Source organism: Actinokineospora sp. (assembly GCF_050699995.1).
Classification (GTDB): Bacteria; Actinomycetota; Actinomycetes; order Mycobacteriales; family Pseudonocardiaceae; genus Actinokineospora.
Genome location: NZ_JBOHGC010000657.1, coordinates 13,873 through 31,058, shown reverse-complemented (window position 1 = coordinate 31,058; position 17,186 = coordinate 13,873). Strand labels below are relative to the sequence as shown.

Annotated in this window: 14 protein-coding genes and 1 riboswitch; all 14 genes read left to right on the top strand. The window is 70.1% G+C overall.

The features are described 5' to 3' along the window. Window positions 1-30 precede the first annotated feature (30 nt). The 14 genes from ACRDSQ_RS31980 to ACRDSQ_RS31915 all read left to right on the top strand — a co-directional run bounded on the left by ACRDSQ_RS31980 (window position 31) and on the right by ACRDSQ_RS31915 (window position 17,128). Window positions 31-1,230, top strand: coding sequence for an MFS transporter (locus tag ACRDSQ_RS31980; RefSeq protein ID WP_431426303.1), 1,200 nt, complete (start codon window positions 31-33; stop codon window positions 1,228-1,230). Between the two features lie 198 nt (window positions 1,231-1,428). Continuing rightward, window positions 1,429-1,524 carry a K(+)-transporting ATPase subunit F gene (kdpF, locus tag ACRDSQ_RS31975; RefSeq protein ID WP_431426302.1) on the top strand — a complete coding sequence of 32 codons (96 nt, stop codon included), beginning with the start codon at window positions 1,429-1,431 and terminating at the stop codon, window positions 1,522-1,524. After that, window positions 1,524-3,185, top strand: a complete 1,662-nt coding sequence (gene kdpA, locus ACRDSQ_RS31970) for a potassium-transporting ATPase subunit KdpA (RefSeq protein WP_431426301.1) — start codon at window positions 1,524-1,526, stop codon at window positions 3,183-3,185. The genes kdpF and kdpA overlap by 1 nt, the downstream gene beginning before the upstream one ends. Further along, window positions 3,182-5,233 (top strand): potassium-transporting ATPase subunit KdpB, encoded by a 2,052-nt coding sequence (kdpB, locus tag ACRDSQ_RS31965; protein ID WP_431426299.1) that lies wholly within the window; start codon window positions 3,182-3,184, stop codon window positions 5,231-5,233. Before kdpA ends, kdpB begins: the two co-directional genes overlap by 4 nt. Before the next feature lie 5 nt (window positions 5,234-5,238). Beyond that, a complete protein-coding gene (locus tag ACRDSQ_RS31960) occupies window positions 5,239-5,820 on the top strand; it encodes a potassium-transporting ATPase subunit C (RefSeq protein WP_431426297.1) in 582 nt (193 codons plus the stop codon). Between the two features lie 4 nt (window positions 5,821-5,824). Continuing rightward, window positions 5,825-8,341 (top strand): DUF4118 domain-containing protein, encoded by a 2,517-nt coding sequence (locus ACRDSQ_RS31955; RefSeq protein WP_431426295.1) that lies wholly within the window; start codon window positions 5,825-5,827, stop codon window positions 8,339-8,341. Beyond that, on the top strand, window positions 8,338-9,033 hold the full coding sequence (locus ACRDSQ_RS31950; protein ID WP_431426293.1) for a response regulator: 696 nt from the start codon (window positions 8,338-8,340) through the stop codon (window positions 9,031-9,033). Before ACRDSQ_RS31955 ends, ACRDSQ_RS31950 begins: the two co-directional genes overlap by 4 nt. A 266-nt stretch (window positions 9,034-9,299) precedes the next feature. Beyond that, window positions 9,300-9,770, top strand: coding sequence for a hypothetical protein (locus ACRDSQ_RS31945; protein ID WP_431426292.1), 471 nt, complete (start codon window positions 9,300-9,302; stop codon window positions 9,768-9,770). A gap of 65 nt (window positions 9,771-9,835) precedes the next feature. Next, the gene (locus ACRDSQ_RS31940; RefSeq protein ID WP_431426290.1) at window positions 9,836-10,339 is read left to right on the top strand and encodes a hypothetical protein; all 504 of its coding nucleotides are present in this window, start codon (window positions 9,836-9,838) and stop codon (window positions 10,337-10,339) included. Between the two features lies 1 nt (window position 10,340). Then, the gene (locus ACRDSQ_RS31935; RefSeq protein WP_431426288.1) at window positions 10,341-11,504 is read left to right on the top strand and encodes an MAB_1171c family putative transporter; all 1,164 of its coding nucleotides are present in this window, start codon (window positions 10,341-10,343) and stop codon (window positions 11,502-11,504) included. Then, window positions 11,501-12,277 (top strand): class I SAM-dependent methyltransferase, encoded by a 777-nt coding sequence (locus ACRDSQ_RS31930; protein WP_431426287.1) that lies wholly within the window; start codon window positions 11,501-11,503, stop codon window positions 12,275-12,277. Before ACRDSQ_RS31935 ends, ACRDSQ_RS31930 begins: the two co-directional genes overlap by 4 nt. 10 nt (window positions 12,278-12,287) lie before the next feature. Further along, on the top strand, window positions 12,288-12,905 hold the full coding sequence (locus tag ACRDSQ_RS31925) for a TetR/AcrR family transcriptional regulator (RefSeq protein ID WP_431426285.1): 618 nt from the start codon (window positions 12,288-12,290) through the stop codon (window positions 12,903-12,905). Between the two features lie 518 nt (window positions 12,906-13,423). After that, window positions 13,424-13,648, top strand: a riboswitch (cobalamin riboswitch). A gap of 121 nt (window positions 13,649-13,769) precedes the next feature. Beyond that, on the top strand, window positions 13,770-16,103 hold the full coding sequence (locus ACRDSQ_RS31920) for a ribonucleoside-diphosphate reductase subunit alpha (protein ID WP_431426284.1): 2,334 nt from the start codon (window positions 13,770-13,772) through the stop codon (window positions 16,101-16,103). Further along, window positions 16,100-17,128 (top strand): ribonucleotide-diphosphate reductase subunit beta, encoded by a 1,029-nt coding sequence (locus ACRDSQ_RS31915; RefSeq protein ID WP_431426282.1) that lies wholly within the window; start codon window positions 16,100-16,102, stop codon window positions 17,126-17,128. The genes ACRDSQ_RS31920 and ACRDSQ_RS31915 overlap by 4 nt, the downstream gene beginning before the upstream one ends. Window positions 17,129-17,186 lie beyond the last annotated feature (58 nt).

The following is a 17,186-nucleotide window of genomic DNA, read 5'->3' as shown; positions in this document are numbered from 1 at the left end:
GACCCTCGCCGCGCCCGCCGCGCGCCTACGGTGACCACAGCGGTCGCCCCGGCGGAGACCCCGGCGGGTCTCCGCCGGGTGCTGGTCACCTTGTGCGCCACCGTGATCACCAGCTGGGGCGTGCTCTTCTACGCCCTGCCGGTGCTGGCGGGCGACATCGCCGCCGACACCGGCTGGTCGACCACGGGGATCATCGCGGCGCTCTCGGCGAGCCAGCTGGTGGCCGCGGCGGCCGGAGTGCCGATCGGCCGTCGGCTCGACCACCACGGCCCACGGGGGGTGATGACCGCGGGTTCCGTGCTCGCGGTCCTCTCGTTGGTGGCGGTGTCGGCGGCGCCGGGGCTCGGCTGGTTCATCGCGGCGTGGTCGGTGGCGGGCGCGGCGATGGGCGCGACGCTCTACGCCCCGGCGTTCTCCGCGGTGACCCGCTGGCACGGACCGGCCCGGGTGCAGGCGCTCACCACCCTGACCCTGGTCGGCGGCCTGGCGAGCACGGTCTTCGCTCCCCTGACCGCCCTGCTGGCCGATTCCCTGGACTGGCGCGCCACCTATCTGGTGCTGGCCGCGATCCTCGGGGCGATCACCATTCCCGGGCACTGGTTCGGCCTGAGCCTGCCGTGGCCGCCGCGTCCCCCGCTCCGACAGCGGCACGCAGACCCCGGCCGGATCAGCCGCAGCCGCGAGTTCGTCATCCTGACCGTGGCGTTCAGCGTGGCCGCGTTCGCGACGTCCGCGGTCGTGATCAACCTGATCCCGCTGCTGGCCGAACGCGGCATCGACACCGCCACCGCGGCGATGGCCCTCGGTCTCGGCGGCGCGGGGCAGGTGGCGGGCAGGCTCGGCTACGGCGTCCTTGCCCGGCACACCACACCGAGGTCCCGCACCGCGGCGATCCTCGCGGCCATGGCGGTCACCACGGCCGTGCTCGGCGTCCTGACCACGGTGGGCGCGCTGATCGTCGCGGCGGTCCTCGCGGGCGTCGCCCGGGGCGTGTTCACCCTGATCAAAGCCACCGCCGTCAGCGACCGGTGGGGCACGGCGCACTACGGCAGGCTCAGCGGGGCGCTGTCGGCGCCGCTGACGGTCAGCACCGCGCTGGCCCCGTTCGCGGGCGCGGCACTCGCCGAGGCGGTCGGCGGCTACTCCACGGCCTTCGTGATCCTCGGCGCGATCACCCTGGCGGGCGCGCTGCTCGCACTGGCGACGGCACCCGCCATCAAGGACCCGTAAAGATCGGCCCGCGACCCGTCAGGACGTCGTCAGCGGCACTCAAGCGGCCCGGGCGCCGCCGCAGGATGGCGATGCCCGGGCCGCCACAGGCGGTGGCCCCGCCTGGAGAGAGTCGTCGATGGCCGATACGGCCTACCTCTTATTGCTGACCGCCGGTTTCGCGGTCCTCACGGTCCTTCTCCGCGGGCTGGAGCGCGGGTGAACGCCGTCCTCGCGAACGCCGTCGGCGGCGTCCTCGCCCTGCTGCTGGTCATCTATCTGTTCGTCGCGCTGATCCGCCCGGAGCGGTTCTGATGACCGACACCACGGCGGGCCTCTTACAGATCGGTGTGCTGGTCCTGGCCCTCGCCGTCGCCTACAGACCGCTCGGCGACCACCTGGCACGGGTGTTCACGAGCGACCGCCATCTCCGGGTCGAACGCGGGATCTACGCCGCCGCCCGGATCGATCCCGACTCCGAGCAGAACTGGGGCACCTACGCCCGCGCTGTCCTCGGGTTCTCCTTCGTCTCGATCCTGTTCGTCTATCTGCTGCAACGAATCCAACCGCTGCTCCCGCTGGACTTCGGGCGTGGCGCGGTGGAGCCGTCGATGGCGTTCAACACCGCGGTCAGCTTCGTGACCAACACGAACTGGCAGTCCTACGTGCCGGAGACCGTGCTCGGGCACTCCGTGCAGCTGGTGGGGCTGACCGTGCAGAACTTCGTCTCCGCCGCGGTCGGATTGGCCGTCGCGATCGCGCTGATCCGCGGGTTCACCCGCTCGCGCACGGACCGGCTGGGCAACTTCTGGGTCGACCTGGTTCGCGGTGTCATCCGCGTCCTGCTGCCACTGTCCTTTGTGTTCGCGATCGTGCTGGTCGCCCTGGGCGTGGTGATGAGCCTGCGGTCCGGTGTGGACCACACCGCCCTGGACGGCACCGCGCACACCAGCGCGCTCGCCCCGGCCGCGAGCCAGGAGGCGATCAAGGAACTGGGCACCAACGGCGGCGGCATCTTCAACGCGAACTCCGCGCACCCGTTCGAGAACCCGAACTCCTGGTCCAACCTGCTGGAGATATTCCTGCTGCTGGTCATCCCAGTGTCGCTGACCCGCACGTTCGGCACGCTCGTCGGCGACCGGCGCCAGGGCACCGCGCTGCTCGCGGTGATGGGGACGATCTGGGCGGGCATGCTCGCCGTCCTCTGGTGGGCCGAGACGCACCCGAACGGCCCAGCAGCCCTCCTCGCGGGCGCTTCCACCGAAGGCAAGGAGGTCCGCTTCGGCATCGCCGGGTCCGCGCTGTTCGCCAACAGCACCACCGGCACGTCGACGGGCGCGGTGAACTCCATGCACGACAGCCTCAGCGGCCTCGGCGGCGGAGCGGCCGTGGTGAACATGCTGTTCGGGGAGATGACGCCGGGTGGTGTGGGGACCGGGATGTACAGCATCCTGGTGATGGCGATCATCGCGGTGTTCCTCGCCGGGCTGATGGTCGGCCGCACGCCGGAGTACCTGGGCAAGAACCTGGGTCGCCGCGAGGTGACCGCCGCCGCGATCGTGCTGCTGGCCATGCCGACCGTGCTGCTCGTCGGGGCCGGGATCGCCGCCGTGCACCCCGGAACAGCCGCCGCGCTGAACAACTCCGGCGCGCACGGGCTCTCGGAGATCCTCTACGCCTACGCGTCGGCGTCGAACAACAACGGCAGCGCGTTCGCCGGGATCACGGTGACCAGCGACTGGTTCCAGTCGACGCTGGGGCTGTGCATGCTGTTCGGCCGGTTCATCCCGATCATCGCCGTGCTCTGCCTCGCCGGTTCCCTTGCCGCGCAACGCAAGACCGCGACCACCTCGGGCACGCTGCCCACCACCGGGCCGCTGTTCGTCGGCCTGCTGAGCGGCACGGTGGTCCTGGTCGCGGCCCTTACCTTCGTCCCGGCGCTGGCGCTGGGCCCCATCGCGGAGGCACTGGCATGACCCTCACCCGGGAGCCGGTAGAGGTCCGACACCACCCAGCGCCACGGACCGCCGCGGGCGCGTTCAGCCCCCGGCAGCTCAGTTCGTCCATCCCGGACGCGCTGCGCAAGCTCGACCCGAGGCACCAGGCGCGCAACCCGGTCATGTTCGTGGTTTGGGTCGGATCGGTGCTTGTCACGGCCTTCGCCGTCACCGAGCCGAGCGTGTTCACCGTGGCCCTGGCCTGCTGGCTGTGGTTCACCGTGCTGTTCGCGAACCTGGCCGAGGCGGTGGCCGAGGGACGCGGCCGGGCGCAGGCGGAGACGCTGCGCCGGGCCAAGCGCGAGACCGTGGCACGCCGACTCCGCGACGGTGGCGAGGAATCCGTTCCGGGCGCGGAACTCGCGGTCGGCGACCTGGTCGTGGTGGAGGCGGGCGAGGTGATCCCGGGCGACGGCGATGTCATCGAGGGCATCGCGACCGTCGACGAGTCGGCCATCACCGGGGAGTCCGCGCCGGTCATCCGGGAATCCGGCGGCGACCTGACGGCGGTCACCGGGGGCACGACGGTGCTCTCGGACCGCATCGTCGTGCGGATCACCACCAAGCCTGGCGAGTCCTTTGTGGATCGCATGATCGCGTTGGTCGAAGGCGCGAAGCGGCAGAAGACCCCCAACGAGATCGCGCTGACCATCCTGCTGTCCACACTGACCATCATCTTCCTGCTCGCCGTGACGGCGCTGCAGCCGATGTCGGTCTACTCCGGGACCCCGCAGTCGGTCGCGGTGCTCGTGGCGCTACTCGTCTGCCTGATTCCCACCACGATCGGCGCGCTGCTCTCGGCGATCGGCATCGCCGGAATGGACCGGCTCGTGCAGCGCAACGTGCTCGCCACGTCCGGCCGTGCGGTCGAGGCGGCGGGCGATGTGAGCACCCTGCTGCTGGACAAGACCGGCACAATCACCTTCGGCAACCGCCGGGCGACCGAACTCATCCCGGTCAGTGGGTCCACAGTGGACCAACTGACCGTGGCCGCGCGGCTCTCCAGCCTGGCCGACGAGACCCCCGAAGGCCGCAGCATCGTCGAACTGTGCCCAGGGGACGCGACCGTCGCCAACGCGGAGTTCATCGCGTTCAGCGCGCAGACCCGGATGAGCGGCGTCGACTTCGGCGGCGCCTCGATCCGCAAAGGCGCGGCGAGCGCGGTCACCGACTGGGTACGCTCCCACGGCGGCGATGTGCCCGACGAGGTCGCCGCGATCACCGACCGGGTCGCGGCCGAGGGCGCCACTCCCCTGGTCTGCGCGGAAGTCTCGAATGGTGTCGCGCAGGTGCGCGGGGTCATCCGACTGTCCGATGTGGTCAAACCGGGCATGCGCGAGCGGTTCGCCGAGCTGCGCGCCATGGGGATCAAGACAGTCATGATCACCGGCGACAACCCCTTGACGGCCAAGGCGATCGCGGCGCGGGCCGGGGTCGACGACTACCTCGCCGAGGCCAAGCCGGAGGACAAGCTGGCGCTCATCCGGGCCGAGCAGGAGGGCGGCAGGCTCGTCGCGATGACCGGCGACGGCACCAACGACGCGCCCGCGCTCGCCCAGGCCGACGTCGGGGTCGCGATGAACACCGGGACGGCGGCGGCCAAGGAGGCCGGGAACATGGTCGACCTCGACTCCGACCCGACCAAGCTCATCGAGATCGTCGCGATCGGCAAGCAACTGCTGATCACCCGCGGCGCGCTGACGACGTTCAGCCTCGCCAACGACCTGGCCAAGTACTTCGCGATCCTCCCCGCGATGTTCGCGGCGATCTACCCGGCGCTGGACAAGCTCAACGTCATGGGCCTGGCCACCCCGAGGTCGGCGATCCTGTCCGCGGTGATCTTCAACGCACTGGTGATCGTCGCCCTGATCCCGTTGGCGCTCAGGGGAGTCCGCTACCGCCCCGGCGGTGCGCAGGCGCTGCTGCGGCGCAACCTGCTGGTCTACGGGCTCGGCGGGGTGGCGACGCCGTTCCTCGGCATCTGGCTGATCGACCTGCTTGTCCGTCACATCCCTGGAATCGGGTGACCGCGATGACTTCGCTTCTCCGCCAGACCACGGCAGGCCTTCGGGTCCTGCTCGTGCTGACCGTGCTCACCGGGGTGCTGTATCCGCTGTCGGTGTGGCTCGTGAGCAGGCTGCCCGGCCTGCACCACCAGGCCGAGGGCTCGGTGGTGTCGGTCGACGGCCGGGCGGTCGGCTCGGACCTGATCGGGGTGGACCTTGTCCCGGCCGACCCCGTGCACGACCCGTGGTTCCACACCCGGCCCACCACCATCACCGACACCACGACCTCGGGCGCGTCCAACAAAGGCGCCGGCGACCCGGACCTGCTCGCCGCCGTCGCCGAACGCCGGGACGCGGTGGCCCGACGCGAGGGCGTCGACCCCGCCCAGGTGCCCGCCGACGCCGTGACCGCGTCGGCGTCCGGGCTCGACCCGCACATCAGCCCGGCCTACGCGCAGCTGCAGGCCCCGCGGGTCGCCCGGGAGACCGGCGTGCCCGTCGAGACGGTCCGCGGGCTGATCCGGGAGCACACGACCGGATGGTTCTCCGCCGTGAACGTGCTGGGACTCAATCTCGCCGTGCGCGCCGCCGCGGGCGGAGCAAACTGATCAGGTGAGCGCGACCGAAGAGAACCGCCCGCGCCAGGGTGAGCTGCGCATCTACCTCGGCGCGGCCCCCGGCGTGGGCAAGACCTTCGCCATGCTGGACGAGGGCGGGCGCAGACGCGACCGGGGCACCGACGTCGTGGTGGGGCTGGTCGAGACGCACGGGCGGGCCAAGACCGCCGCGCTGCTCGACGGCCTGGAGGTGGTTCCGCGCCGCCGGTGCGAGCACCGTGGGGTCGAGCTGACCGAGTTGGACGTCGACGCCGTGCTGGCCCGCAAACCGCGCCTGGCCCTGGTGGACGAGTTGGCCCACACCAATGTCCCGGGCAGCCGCAACGCCAAGCGGTGGCAGGACATCGAGGAACTGCTCGACGCCGGGATCGACGTGCTGTCCACGGTGAACATCCAGCACCTGGAGGGCCTCAATGACGTCGTCGAGCGGATCACCGGCGTGCGGCAGCAGGAGACCGTGCCCGACGAGGTGGTGCGCCGGGCCGAGCAGGTCGAGCTGGTCGACCTCACCCCGGAGGCGCTGCGCCGCAGGCTGGCGCACGGCAACGTGTACCCCGAAAACCGGGTCGACGCCGCGCTCGGCAGCTACTTCCGGCCCGGCAACCTGATCGCGCTGCGCGAGTTGGCCCTGCTCTGGGTCGCCGACCAGGTCGACGTCGCGCTGCGCCGCCACCGCGCCGACGAATCGATCACCGACCCGTGGGAGACGCGGGAGCGCGTGGTCGTCGCCGTCACCGGGGGCGCGGAGAGCGAGACGATGGTCCGCCGCGCCCGCCGCATCGCCTCCCGCGCGGGCGCCGACTTCCTCGTCGTGCACGTGCTCCGCGGCGACGGCCTCGCGGGCGCCGACCCACACGCGCTCGCCCGGCTGCGCACCCTCGCCGACGACGTCGGCGCCACCTTCCACACCGTCGTCGGCGACGACGTGCCCACCGCGCTGCTCGACTTCGCCCGCGGCGTCGACGCGACCCAGCTCGTCCTGGGCACCTCGCGGCGGTCCCGGCTGGCCCGGCTGCTCGACGCGGGCATCGGCTCGGCGGTCATCCAGGGCTCCGGCGCGATCGACGTGCACATGGTGACCCACAAGGAATCCGGCGCCCGGCCGCCGACCCCGGCGCGCGGCGCGTTCACCCGGCGGCGGCTCCTCGGCCTGGCCGCGGCCATCCTCGGCCCCGCATTGGTCACCGGGTTGGGCCTGCCGCTGCGGGCGAGTCTGGACATCTCCTCGCTGGTCGTCGCGAACATGCTGGTGATCGTCCTGGTCGCGATGCTCGGCGGCATCGGCCCCGCCCTGGTGGCGGCGTTGCTCAGCGGGGCACTGCTGAACTACTTCTTCACCGAGCCGTACCACACGCTGCTCGTCGCCGACGGCGCGAACGTCGTCGCGCTGGCCGGGATGGTCGTCGTCGGCGTGCTGGCCGCGCTGATCGTCGACCGGGCAGGCAGGCGCGCGGAAGAGGCCGCGCGAGCGCGGACGGAGGCGGCGCTGCTGGGCTCCTACGCGCGGACCGTGCTGTCGCACAAGGAGCCGCTGCCCCGGCTGCTGGCGAAGGTCCGGGAGAACTTCGGCCAGGACTCGGTGGCACTGCTGGAGAAACGCGACGGCGAGTGGCACGAGGCCGCGGTCGCCGGAACGCACTCCCCCGGCGAGCCGGACACCGAGGTCCCGATCACCGAGGTCCCGGTCACCGACGACATCGTGCTCGCGCTGCGCGGCAAGCCGCTGCCCGCCGCGGACCGGCGGGTCCTGGAGACGGCCGCGGGTCAGGCGCTGCTCGCCCTGCGCCAGCAGCGGATGGCCGAGGAGGCCGCGCACGGCCGGGCCATGGCCGACACCGCCAAACTGCGCACCGCCCTGCTCTCGGCGGTCGGCCACGACCTGCGCACTCCGCTCACATCGATCAAGGCGGCCATCGGCAGCCTGCGCGACACCTCGATCGAGCTGTCCCCACACGACACCGGCGAACTGCTCGCCACGGTCGAGGAGTCCGCCGACCGCCTCGCGGGTCTGGTCGACAACCTGCTCGACGCGTCCCGGCTGGCCACCGGGGCGGTCCGCCCGCATCTCGACGAGGTCGGCTACGACGAGGTCGCGAACCGCGCACTGTCCGGAATGGACGGACGAGACGCGGTGGAGGTCGACATCGACGAACGGCTGCCACCCGTGCTCGCCGACTCGGGCCTGCTCGAACGGGTCATCGCCAACGTCGTCGACAACGCGCTGCGGCACGGCGGTTCGGGAGTGGCGGTGCGGGCCAGCGCCCACGCCGCGCAGGTCGAGCTGCGGGTCGTCGACCGGGGACCTGGACTGCCCAAAGGCGCCGCCGACACCGCGTTCGAACCGTTCCAGCGGCTGGGCGACCGGGACCCCACGACCGGCGTCGGCCTGGGACTGGCGGTCGCCAAGGGGTTCACCGAGGCCATGGGTGGCACGATCAGCGCCGAGGACACCCCGGGCGGCGGCCTGACCATCGTGATCGCGCTGCGCGCGGCCGGGAACGGAGAAGCATGACCAAGATCCTGGTCGTCGACGACGAGCCGCATATCGTGCGCGCCCTGCGGATCAACCTCACCGCGCGCGGCTACGAGGTCGTCACCGCCGCCGACGGCGCCGCCGCCCTGCGCGCGGCGGCCGACACCAAACCCGACGCCATCGTGCTCGACCTCGGGCTGCCCGACATCGACGGCACGGAGGTGATCCACGGCCTGCGCGGCTGGAGCACGGTCCCGATCATCGTGCTGTCGGCCAGGGTCGACTCCACCGACAAGGTCGTCGCATTGGACGCGGGCGCCGACGACTACGTCACCAAGCCCTTCGGCATGGACGAGCTGCTGGCCCGGCTGCGCGCCGCCGTCCGCCGGGCCGCGACCGCGCCCGCCGACGACGACCCCGTCGTGGAGACCGAGGCGTTCACCATCGACATCGCCGCGAAGAAGGTCCACCGCGACGGCGTGGAGGTACACCTGACCCCGACCGAATGGGGGATGCTGGAGATCCTGGTGCGCAACAAGGGAAAGCTGATCGCCCAGAAGCAGCTGCTGCGCGAGGTGTGGGGCCCGAACTACGGCGACGAGAAGCACTACCTGCGCGTGTACATGGCCCAGCTGCGCCGCAAACTCGAACCTCGGCCGAGCGACCCGCGCTACCTGCTGACCGAACCGGGCATGGGATACCGCTTCGAGATCCCCCGAAACGGGACTTAGGCCCGCGCGTGCCCTCAGCACCGCGCGGGCCTGCCCCGCCCTCACGTTAATGGCCGAATTTCTTCGGCCGGGACACCCGGTGAGCGGTTCCCCGTGCTGAGAAGCCCCCTGGCCCTCTCACCAACCGTCCGCTTTAGCGGATGCCCTGGGATGAGCATAGGCTAAGACTGCCTCCGTTTGTCAACCACACCAGGGTGATCCACACTAAGCTTTGAACGAAAGCGTCCGCTGCAGCGGATGTGAGTGCCGAGGGTGAGGACAGCACGATGGACCCCCAGCAGCGCAAGGACGAGGTTGCCGAGGGTGTTCTCGCCGAGAAGATCAACCACCTGTTGTCCAGGCTGTACCCCGAGAAGGAGTCCCGGCCCGGCTACGCCAAGCTGGCGGGCCAGATCCGGGGGCAGACCGGGAAGGCCATGTCGGCGACCTACCTGTGGGAGCTGGCCAGCGGCCGCAAGCGCAACCTGACCCAGGACACGCTGGTCACGCTGGCCGAGTTCTTCGGTGTCCCCGCCGAGTACTTCCTCGACGACGTCGTCGCCTCCCGGGTCGACGCCCAGCTCGACCTGGCGCTCGCACTGCGCAACCAGAAGGTTCGCTCGATCGCGCTGCGAGCCGAGGGATTGTCTGACGATACGCTTGACGCGCTGCTGGCCATGGTCACCGAAGCGCGGCGGATCGAGCGGCTGGGGCCCGCGACGGACACGGGCGAGCCCCGGCCCGAGCGGGACGAGTGATGCTCTGCACTCCCGGACCGTGGCCGCGGTTCCGGAGGTGCCCGAGCGGAGGTGTCGGCGACGACATGATCACACGACGCGGCTACAAGAAGTGCCGCACACTGGTGGACGGTCTCGCGCTGCCCAGGCCGTTCTCCGTCTCGGCGCTCGTGGAGATGCTCGCCGAGCAGCGGCAGCGACCCATCGACATCGGCACCCTGCCCGCGGGGCTCACGGTCAACGCCTGCGGCGCGTGGCTGCACCTCGCCGACCGGGACGTGATCTTCGTCGAGGCCAAGACCAGCCCGTTTCACCGCGACCACATCGTGCTGCACGAGATCGGGCACATGCTGTGCGACCACCGCAGCAAGGCTGACGATATCGTGGCCGACCTCGGGCGGTTTCTTCCTGACCTGTCGCCCGCGTTGGTGCGCCGCCTGCTGGCGCGCACCAGCTACAGCACCGACGAGGAGCAGGAGGCGGAACTGGTGGCGAGCTTGATCCGGATCACCGCGCAGGCACAGGCACCCGGTGGGTCCACCGGGGCACTGAGCGAACTCGAGGCCGCGCTCGGCCTGTGGAGCCGCTGACATGACTCCAGCCCTGCTCAAGCAGTTCGGCACCGCCCTGGTGATGTACGGCGCGATCGCGCTGTGGATCGCCCTCGCCCTGCGCATGCCCGGCGCGATGCGGTCCCGCCCCCAACGGCGGCTGCTGATCGCCATCGCCGGCCTCGCCGGGTCGATCACGGTCTACCTCGACCCGATCACCAAGGTGCTCAACGAGACCTACGTGCTCGGAACAAGCTGTGGCATCGCGATGAACATCTGGGGTGTCATCAGCTCCGCGTTCATCCTCGACTTCGTGCTGGCGGCGATCTCGCGCCGCAGGCCGCTGCTCGTCTACGGGTCGGCGGCGGCCGTGTGCGTCGCGCTGATCTGGCTCAACACCGGCCCGGTGCCCGCCGCCGGCTGTGTGACGTCCATCGCGGTGCCCTGGTACAGCCCGTTCTGGTGGCTGCTGTGCGTCGCGCACGTCATCGCCGTCCTGCCCTGTGCGGTGCTCTGCGCCCGCTACGCCCGCCAGGCCAGCACCCGCGCCCTGCGCGCCGGTCTGCTGCTGCTCGCGGCCGGTTTCGCGTCCTCGACGATCTTCTGGTCGTTCGTGGTCCTGGGCTACCTGCTCACGCACAACCGGTGGCTGGGCTCGTCGTTCTCGCTGAACATCGGCATCACCGCCTGGCTGATGGTGGCGGGCGTGACGGTCCCGGTCGTCGCCCACGTCTGGCGCCTCGCCCGCGACCTGCGGGTCCTGCGCACGCTCGAACCGCTGTGGCAGGACCTGGTCGAGGCCGTCCCGCACGTGCGGATGCCCGACCCGAAGGCCCGCTTCGCCTCCATCGACATGCGCCTCTACCGCCGGGTCATCGAGATCCGCGACGCCCTGCTGATCCTGCGCGACTACGTCGACCAGGACACCGTCGACGCGGCGAAGGCCCACGCGCTGGCCGCAGACCCGAACCCCGACACCGTCGAGGCCCGAGCCACGGCACGCTGGCTCGTCGTCGCCCAGCAGGCCAAGGCACGCGGCGTCGAGCCGCGACCGGACGCCGACGCCACCGCGTCACAGCGCCAGGGCAGCGACGACCAGTGGACGGGTGAACTCGCCTTCCTCGAACTGCTGTCGCAGGCCTGGCGCTCGCCGGGTGCGCTGGAGTTCGCCGAACCCAAGTCGGCGGCGGAGGAGTCCGCGTGAGCGGCGGATACCGCGACAGTGTGCTGAGCAAGGACTCCCCCGGCGAACGCGGCAGGCTCGGCTCCATCCAGTCCTCTGTGGACGGGTTCACCACCGACATCCTCGACGGGCTTGGCGTCGACAAGGACTGGGACTGCCTCGAACTCGGGGCAGGCGCGGGCTCCATCGCCGACTGGCTGGTGGAGCGCTGCCCCGAGGGCCGGGTCGTCGCGGTCGACATCGACACCCGCTACCTCGCCGCGGAGCGGTACGAGGTGGTGGAGGCCGACATCACCGACGCGGCCTTCTCCCCCGGCCGGTTCGACCTGGTGCATGCCCGGTTCACGCTGTGCCACCTGCCCGAGCGCGACGATGTCGTCCGACGGGCGGCGTCGTGGCTCAAGCCCGGCGGCTGGCTGGTCGTGACCGATCCGTACCAACTGCCCGGGGAGACGTCGCCGTTCCCGGTGATGACCCGGATCATGGACGCCTACCGCGAGGTCATGGCAGGCCACGGAGCCGACCTCACCTGGGCGCGCGGACTGCCGTCCCTGCTGGCGCAAGCGGGCCTGTCATCGATCGACTTCACCGGCAGACTCGCCTGCATGGGCAACCTGGAGGGCGACCGGTGGCGCCCGCTGATCGACCAGGCCGCCCCCGGACTGCTGGCGAGCGGCAAGGTCACCCAGACCGACCTCGACGAATTCCACCTCCTGCTCACCGACCCGACGTTCATCGACATCCCCCAGTTCACCCTCGCCACCTGGGGCCGAACCATTACTACCAACGCGTAACATTGGCCTGGTGACCCAAGGCGAAGCCCCGACCAAACGCAAGCGACGCGTATACGCGGCTCGCGTCCCCGTCGAACAACGCCGATCCGAACTCCTCGACGCCGCCCTGCATCTGGTGGTGACGGCGGGCCACACGGCGGTCACGATGGACGCGGTGGCGGAGCAGGCCGGGGTGACGAAACCAGTCGTGTACGGCGTCTTCGGCAACCGCGCCGAACTCTTGGACACCCTGCTGCGCCGCGAACAGGAACAGGGCCTCTCCCAACTCGCGGCGATCCGCCCCGACCCAGCGAACACCGACCCCGGCGACCAGATCGCCCACATCCTCGCGGAATTCCTCAAGGCGGTCCGCGAGGCGCCGGAACGGTGGACGTGCATCGTAATGCCGATGGCGGATATGCCGGCGCAATTCCACGCTGTTCGGGAAGAGGCGCGGGAAAGGGTGCTCAGGCGCACCGAAAAATTGGCAGGCGAATTACTTCCGAAGGATAAGGCCGAGCTCGATCCCGAGATCGTGGCCCACACCGTCGTGACCTTGTTCGAGATGGCTGCCCGACTGGTCCTGGCTGATCCTGATCGTTACCGGCCTGAGCGCTTCATTACCGCCATCCGGGCCGCACTCGCCTAACGGTCAGGCACAAAAAAATCAAGCCACCGATCGAGTCCGAAACACCGCCCGCCGCGAAGCCCGCAAACTCTCCCGACAAGCCCGAACAACCTGTCGATTCGCCAGAGAGTCCGGCGCAGCCCCACAAGTCCCACACAGCAGAGCCACAGTCCCAGCAAGCTCATCCACCGCCACCGAAACCGCCCGCCCACACCCCCGACACCACCGATGCCCAGTCACCGCGATGACGTGCTGCGGCGACGACACACACTCATGAACCCACCGCCGATGCAGCCCACAAGTGATCCGGTCATGCGGCGACAGCGTGCCGCGCTCCTCGGCGCGGTCCTCCACGTCCAACGTCGCGGCCAACCCGGCGGAGATAGTGGTGTTCATAGGCTCAGCATCGACCGTCCCACCCGGACAGTGCAGCTGTGATGTTACGTATTTCGGTACCTACGCCGCCCCCTACGTAGCCGTAGCAGACCGCGACACTCCGACACAACATGTGGGTACACAAGCCCGGTGATCACCCCATGTATTGTGTGTCGAGAGCTGGTTCGGCCGCCCAACCAGGGCGGCCGTCGCAAGAGGGAACCCGGTGTGAGTCCGGGACTGCCCCGCAGCGGTGAACGGGAACGACCGCCGTCAACAAGCACTGGACGAAGTCCGGGAAGCGACGGCCAGTAGACCTGCCGACAGGCGCGACGGCGCCGGTCGGCCTGCCCGTGAGTCCGAAGACCTGCCAGCTCACCCGTCCGCGTCGCGGGCGGGAGTTCCTGGTCCCGAGGGAGGGCCGTGGGCTGCGCGGCGCCGGTGGGCGCCGTCGGTTCCGCGTGTGCTCCGGGAGCAGGACGTCAGCCCGAGCTCGCGAGGAGAGAGCCCGTGACGGCCACCACCGAAACCATCACCCAAACCGCAATGCGCGTCCGCAAGCGCAGCGGCGAGACCGAACCGGTCGAACCAGCCAAGATCATCCGCGCCGTCGCCCGCTGCGCCGACGGCCTGACCGAGGTCGACCCGCGCCGGGTGGCCACGAAGACGATCAGCGGGCTCTACGACGGCGCGAGCACCGAGGAACTCGACCGGCTGTCCATCCAGACGGCCGCCGAACTGGTGTCCGAGGAGCCGCAGTACTCCCGGCTCGCCGCCCGCCTGCTCGCCGGCTACATCGACAAGGAGACCCGCGGGCAGGGGGTGCACTCGTTCAGCCAGAGCGTCGCACTCGGGCACGCCCACGGGCTCATCGGCGACGGCACGGCGGCATTCGTGGCCACGCATGCCCGCAAGCTCGACGACGCCGTCGACCACGATGCCGACCTGCGGTTCGAGTACTTCGGCCTGCGCACGGTCTACGACCGCTACCTGCTGCGGCACCCGGACAACCGGGCCGTCGTCGAGCGACCGCAGCACTGGCTGCTCCGAGTCGCATGTGGACTGTCGCACACGCCCAGCGAGGCGATCGCGTTCTACCGGCTGATGTCCTCGCTCGCCTACCTGCCCAGCTCACCGACCCTGTTCAACTCCGGCACCCGGCACACCCAGATGTCGTCGTGCTACCTGCTCGACTCCCCTCGCGACGAGCTGGAATCGATCTACGAGCGGTTTTCCCAGGTCGCGCGGCTCTCGAAGTTCGCGGGTGGGATCGGCGTGCAGTGGTCGCGGGTGCGCTCGCGCGGCGCGCTGATCCGGGGCACCAACGGGCACTCCAACGGGATCGTGCCGTGGCTGCGGACGCTGGACGCGTCGGTGGCGGCGGTCAACCAGGGCGGCAGGCGTAAGGGCGCGGCCTGCGTGTACCTGGAGACCTGGCACCCCGACATCGAGGAATTCCTTGAGCTGCGCGACAACACGGGCGAGGACGCGCGCCGCACGCACAACCTGAACATCGCCAACTGGATCCCCGACGAGTTCATGCGCCGGGTCGAGGCCGACGCCGACTGGTCGCTGTTCGACCCGGCGGAGATCCCCGAACTGCCCGACCTGTGGGGCGAGGCGTTCGACCGCGCCTACCGCGCCGCCGAAGAGGCCGGGCGGGCAGTGCGCACGGTCAAGGCCCGCGACCTCTACGGCCGGATGATGCGCACGCTCGCGCAGACCGGCAACGGGTGGATGACGTTCAAGGACACGTCGAACCGCACCTGCAACCAGACCGCCGAGCTGGGCAACGTCGTACACCTGTCCAATCTCTGCACGGAGATCCTGGAGGTGACCAGCGACGACGAGACCGCAGTGTGCAACCTTGGCTCAGTCAACCTCAGCGCGCACCTCGACCACGCAGGGGGTATCGCCTGGGAGCGGCTGCGCGAGACCGTCCGCACGGCCGTCACCTTCCTGGACCGGGTGATCGACATCAACTACTACCCCACCGAGCAGGCCGGGCGGAGCAACCCGCGCTGGCGGCCGGTCGGGCTCGGTGTGATGGGCCTGCAGGACGTGTTCTTCGCACTGCGCCTGCCTTTCGACAGCGCGGAGGCGAAGGAGCTGTCGACCCGGATCGCCGAGGAGATCTACCTCACCGCCCTGGAGACCTCAGCGGCGCAGGCGGCGAGCGCGGGCGCGCACCCGACCTACCAGCAGACCCGCGCGGCACGCGGGAACCTGCAGCCGGATCTGTGGGGGGTGACGCCGACGCAGACCGAGCGGTGGGCGGCGGTTCGGGAGCGGATCGCCGAGCACGGCCTGCGTAACTCCCTGCTGATCGCGGTGGCGCCGACGGCCACGATCGCGTCCATCGCGGGCTGCTTCGAGTGCGTCGAGCCGCAGGTGTCGAACCTGTTCAAGCGCGAGACGCTGTCCGGGGAGTTCCTCCAAGTCAACTCGTACCTGGTGGAGGAGTTGAAGAAGCATGGCCTGTGGACGCCGTCGGTGCGCTCGCGGCTCAAGCGGGACGAAGGTTCCGTGCAGGGCATCGAGTCCCTGCCCGAGGAGAGCCGCGAACTGTTCCGCACCGCGTGGGAACTGCCGCAGCGCTCCCTGATCGACCTCGCGGCCGCGCGCGGCCCGTACATCGATCAGAGCCAGTCGCTGAACCTGTTCGTCGCCTCGCCGACGATCGGGAAGCTGTCGTCGATGTACCGCTACGCGTGGCAGACCGGCCTCAAGACCACGTACTACCTGCGCTCCCGCCCGGCGACGCGCATTCAGCAGGCGACCGTCACTCCTGACGCAATCGCTTGCTCCCTGGAGAACCCTGAGACCTGTGAGGCCTGCGAGTGACCACTTTGGACAACACCAGGCGGGCGAAGTCCCTGCTCGATCCCGGCATGGACCTCACCCTGCGACCGATGCGGTACCCCCAGTTCTATGAGAGCTTCCGCGACGCCATCAAGAACACGTGGAGCGTCGAGGAGGTCGACCTGCACTCGGATCTCGTGGACCTGAAGAAGCTGACCGGCGCCGAGCGACACCTGATCAACCGGCTGGTCGCCTTCTTCGCCACCGGAGACACCATCGTCGCGAACAACCTGGTGCTGAACCTCTACCAGCACATCAACGCCCCCGAGGCCAGGCTGTACCTGTCGCGGCAGCTGTTCGAGGAGGCCGTGCACGTCCAGTTCTACTTGACCCTGCTCGACACCTATCTGCCCGACGAGCAGGAGCGCGCTGATGCGTTCGCCGCGGTGGAGAACATCTCGTCGATCCGGGACAAGGCGGAGTTCTGCTACCGCTGGATCGACTCGATCAACGGCCTGCACCGCCTGGAGTCCACAGAGGACCGACGGGCGTTCCTGCTGAACCTGATCTGCTTCGCCGCATGCATCGAGGGCCTGTTCTTCTACGGCGCCTTCGCCTACGTGTACTTCCTGCGGTCCCGCGGCCTGCTCAACGGCCTGGCGTCGGGCACGAACTGGGTCTTCCGTGACGAGTCCATGCACATGGCGTTCGCCTTCGACGTGGTGCAAGCCGTCCGCCGCGAGGAGCCGGACCTGTTCGACGACGGGCTGCACGACCAGGTCCGCCAGATGCTGCGCGAAGCGGTCGACGCCGAGACCCGGTTCGCCGAGGACCTCCTCGGCCAGGGGGTCGCGGGCCTGCCGCTGACCGACATGCGCACCTACCTCGAACACGTCGCCGACCGCAGGCTGGCGACGCTGGGGCTGGCGCCGGAATACGGGTCGGGAAACCCGTTCGCGTTCATGGAACTGCAAGACGTGCAGGAGCTGTCGAACTTCTTCGAGCGGAAAGTGTCGGCGTACCAGGTCGCCGTCACCGGCTCGGTGAGCTTCGACGAGGACTTCTGAGCGGGACTGGGAAATAACACGACCGCCGCCGCGCGAGATGTGGACACACGCCGAACGG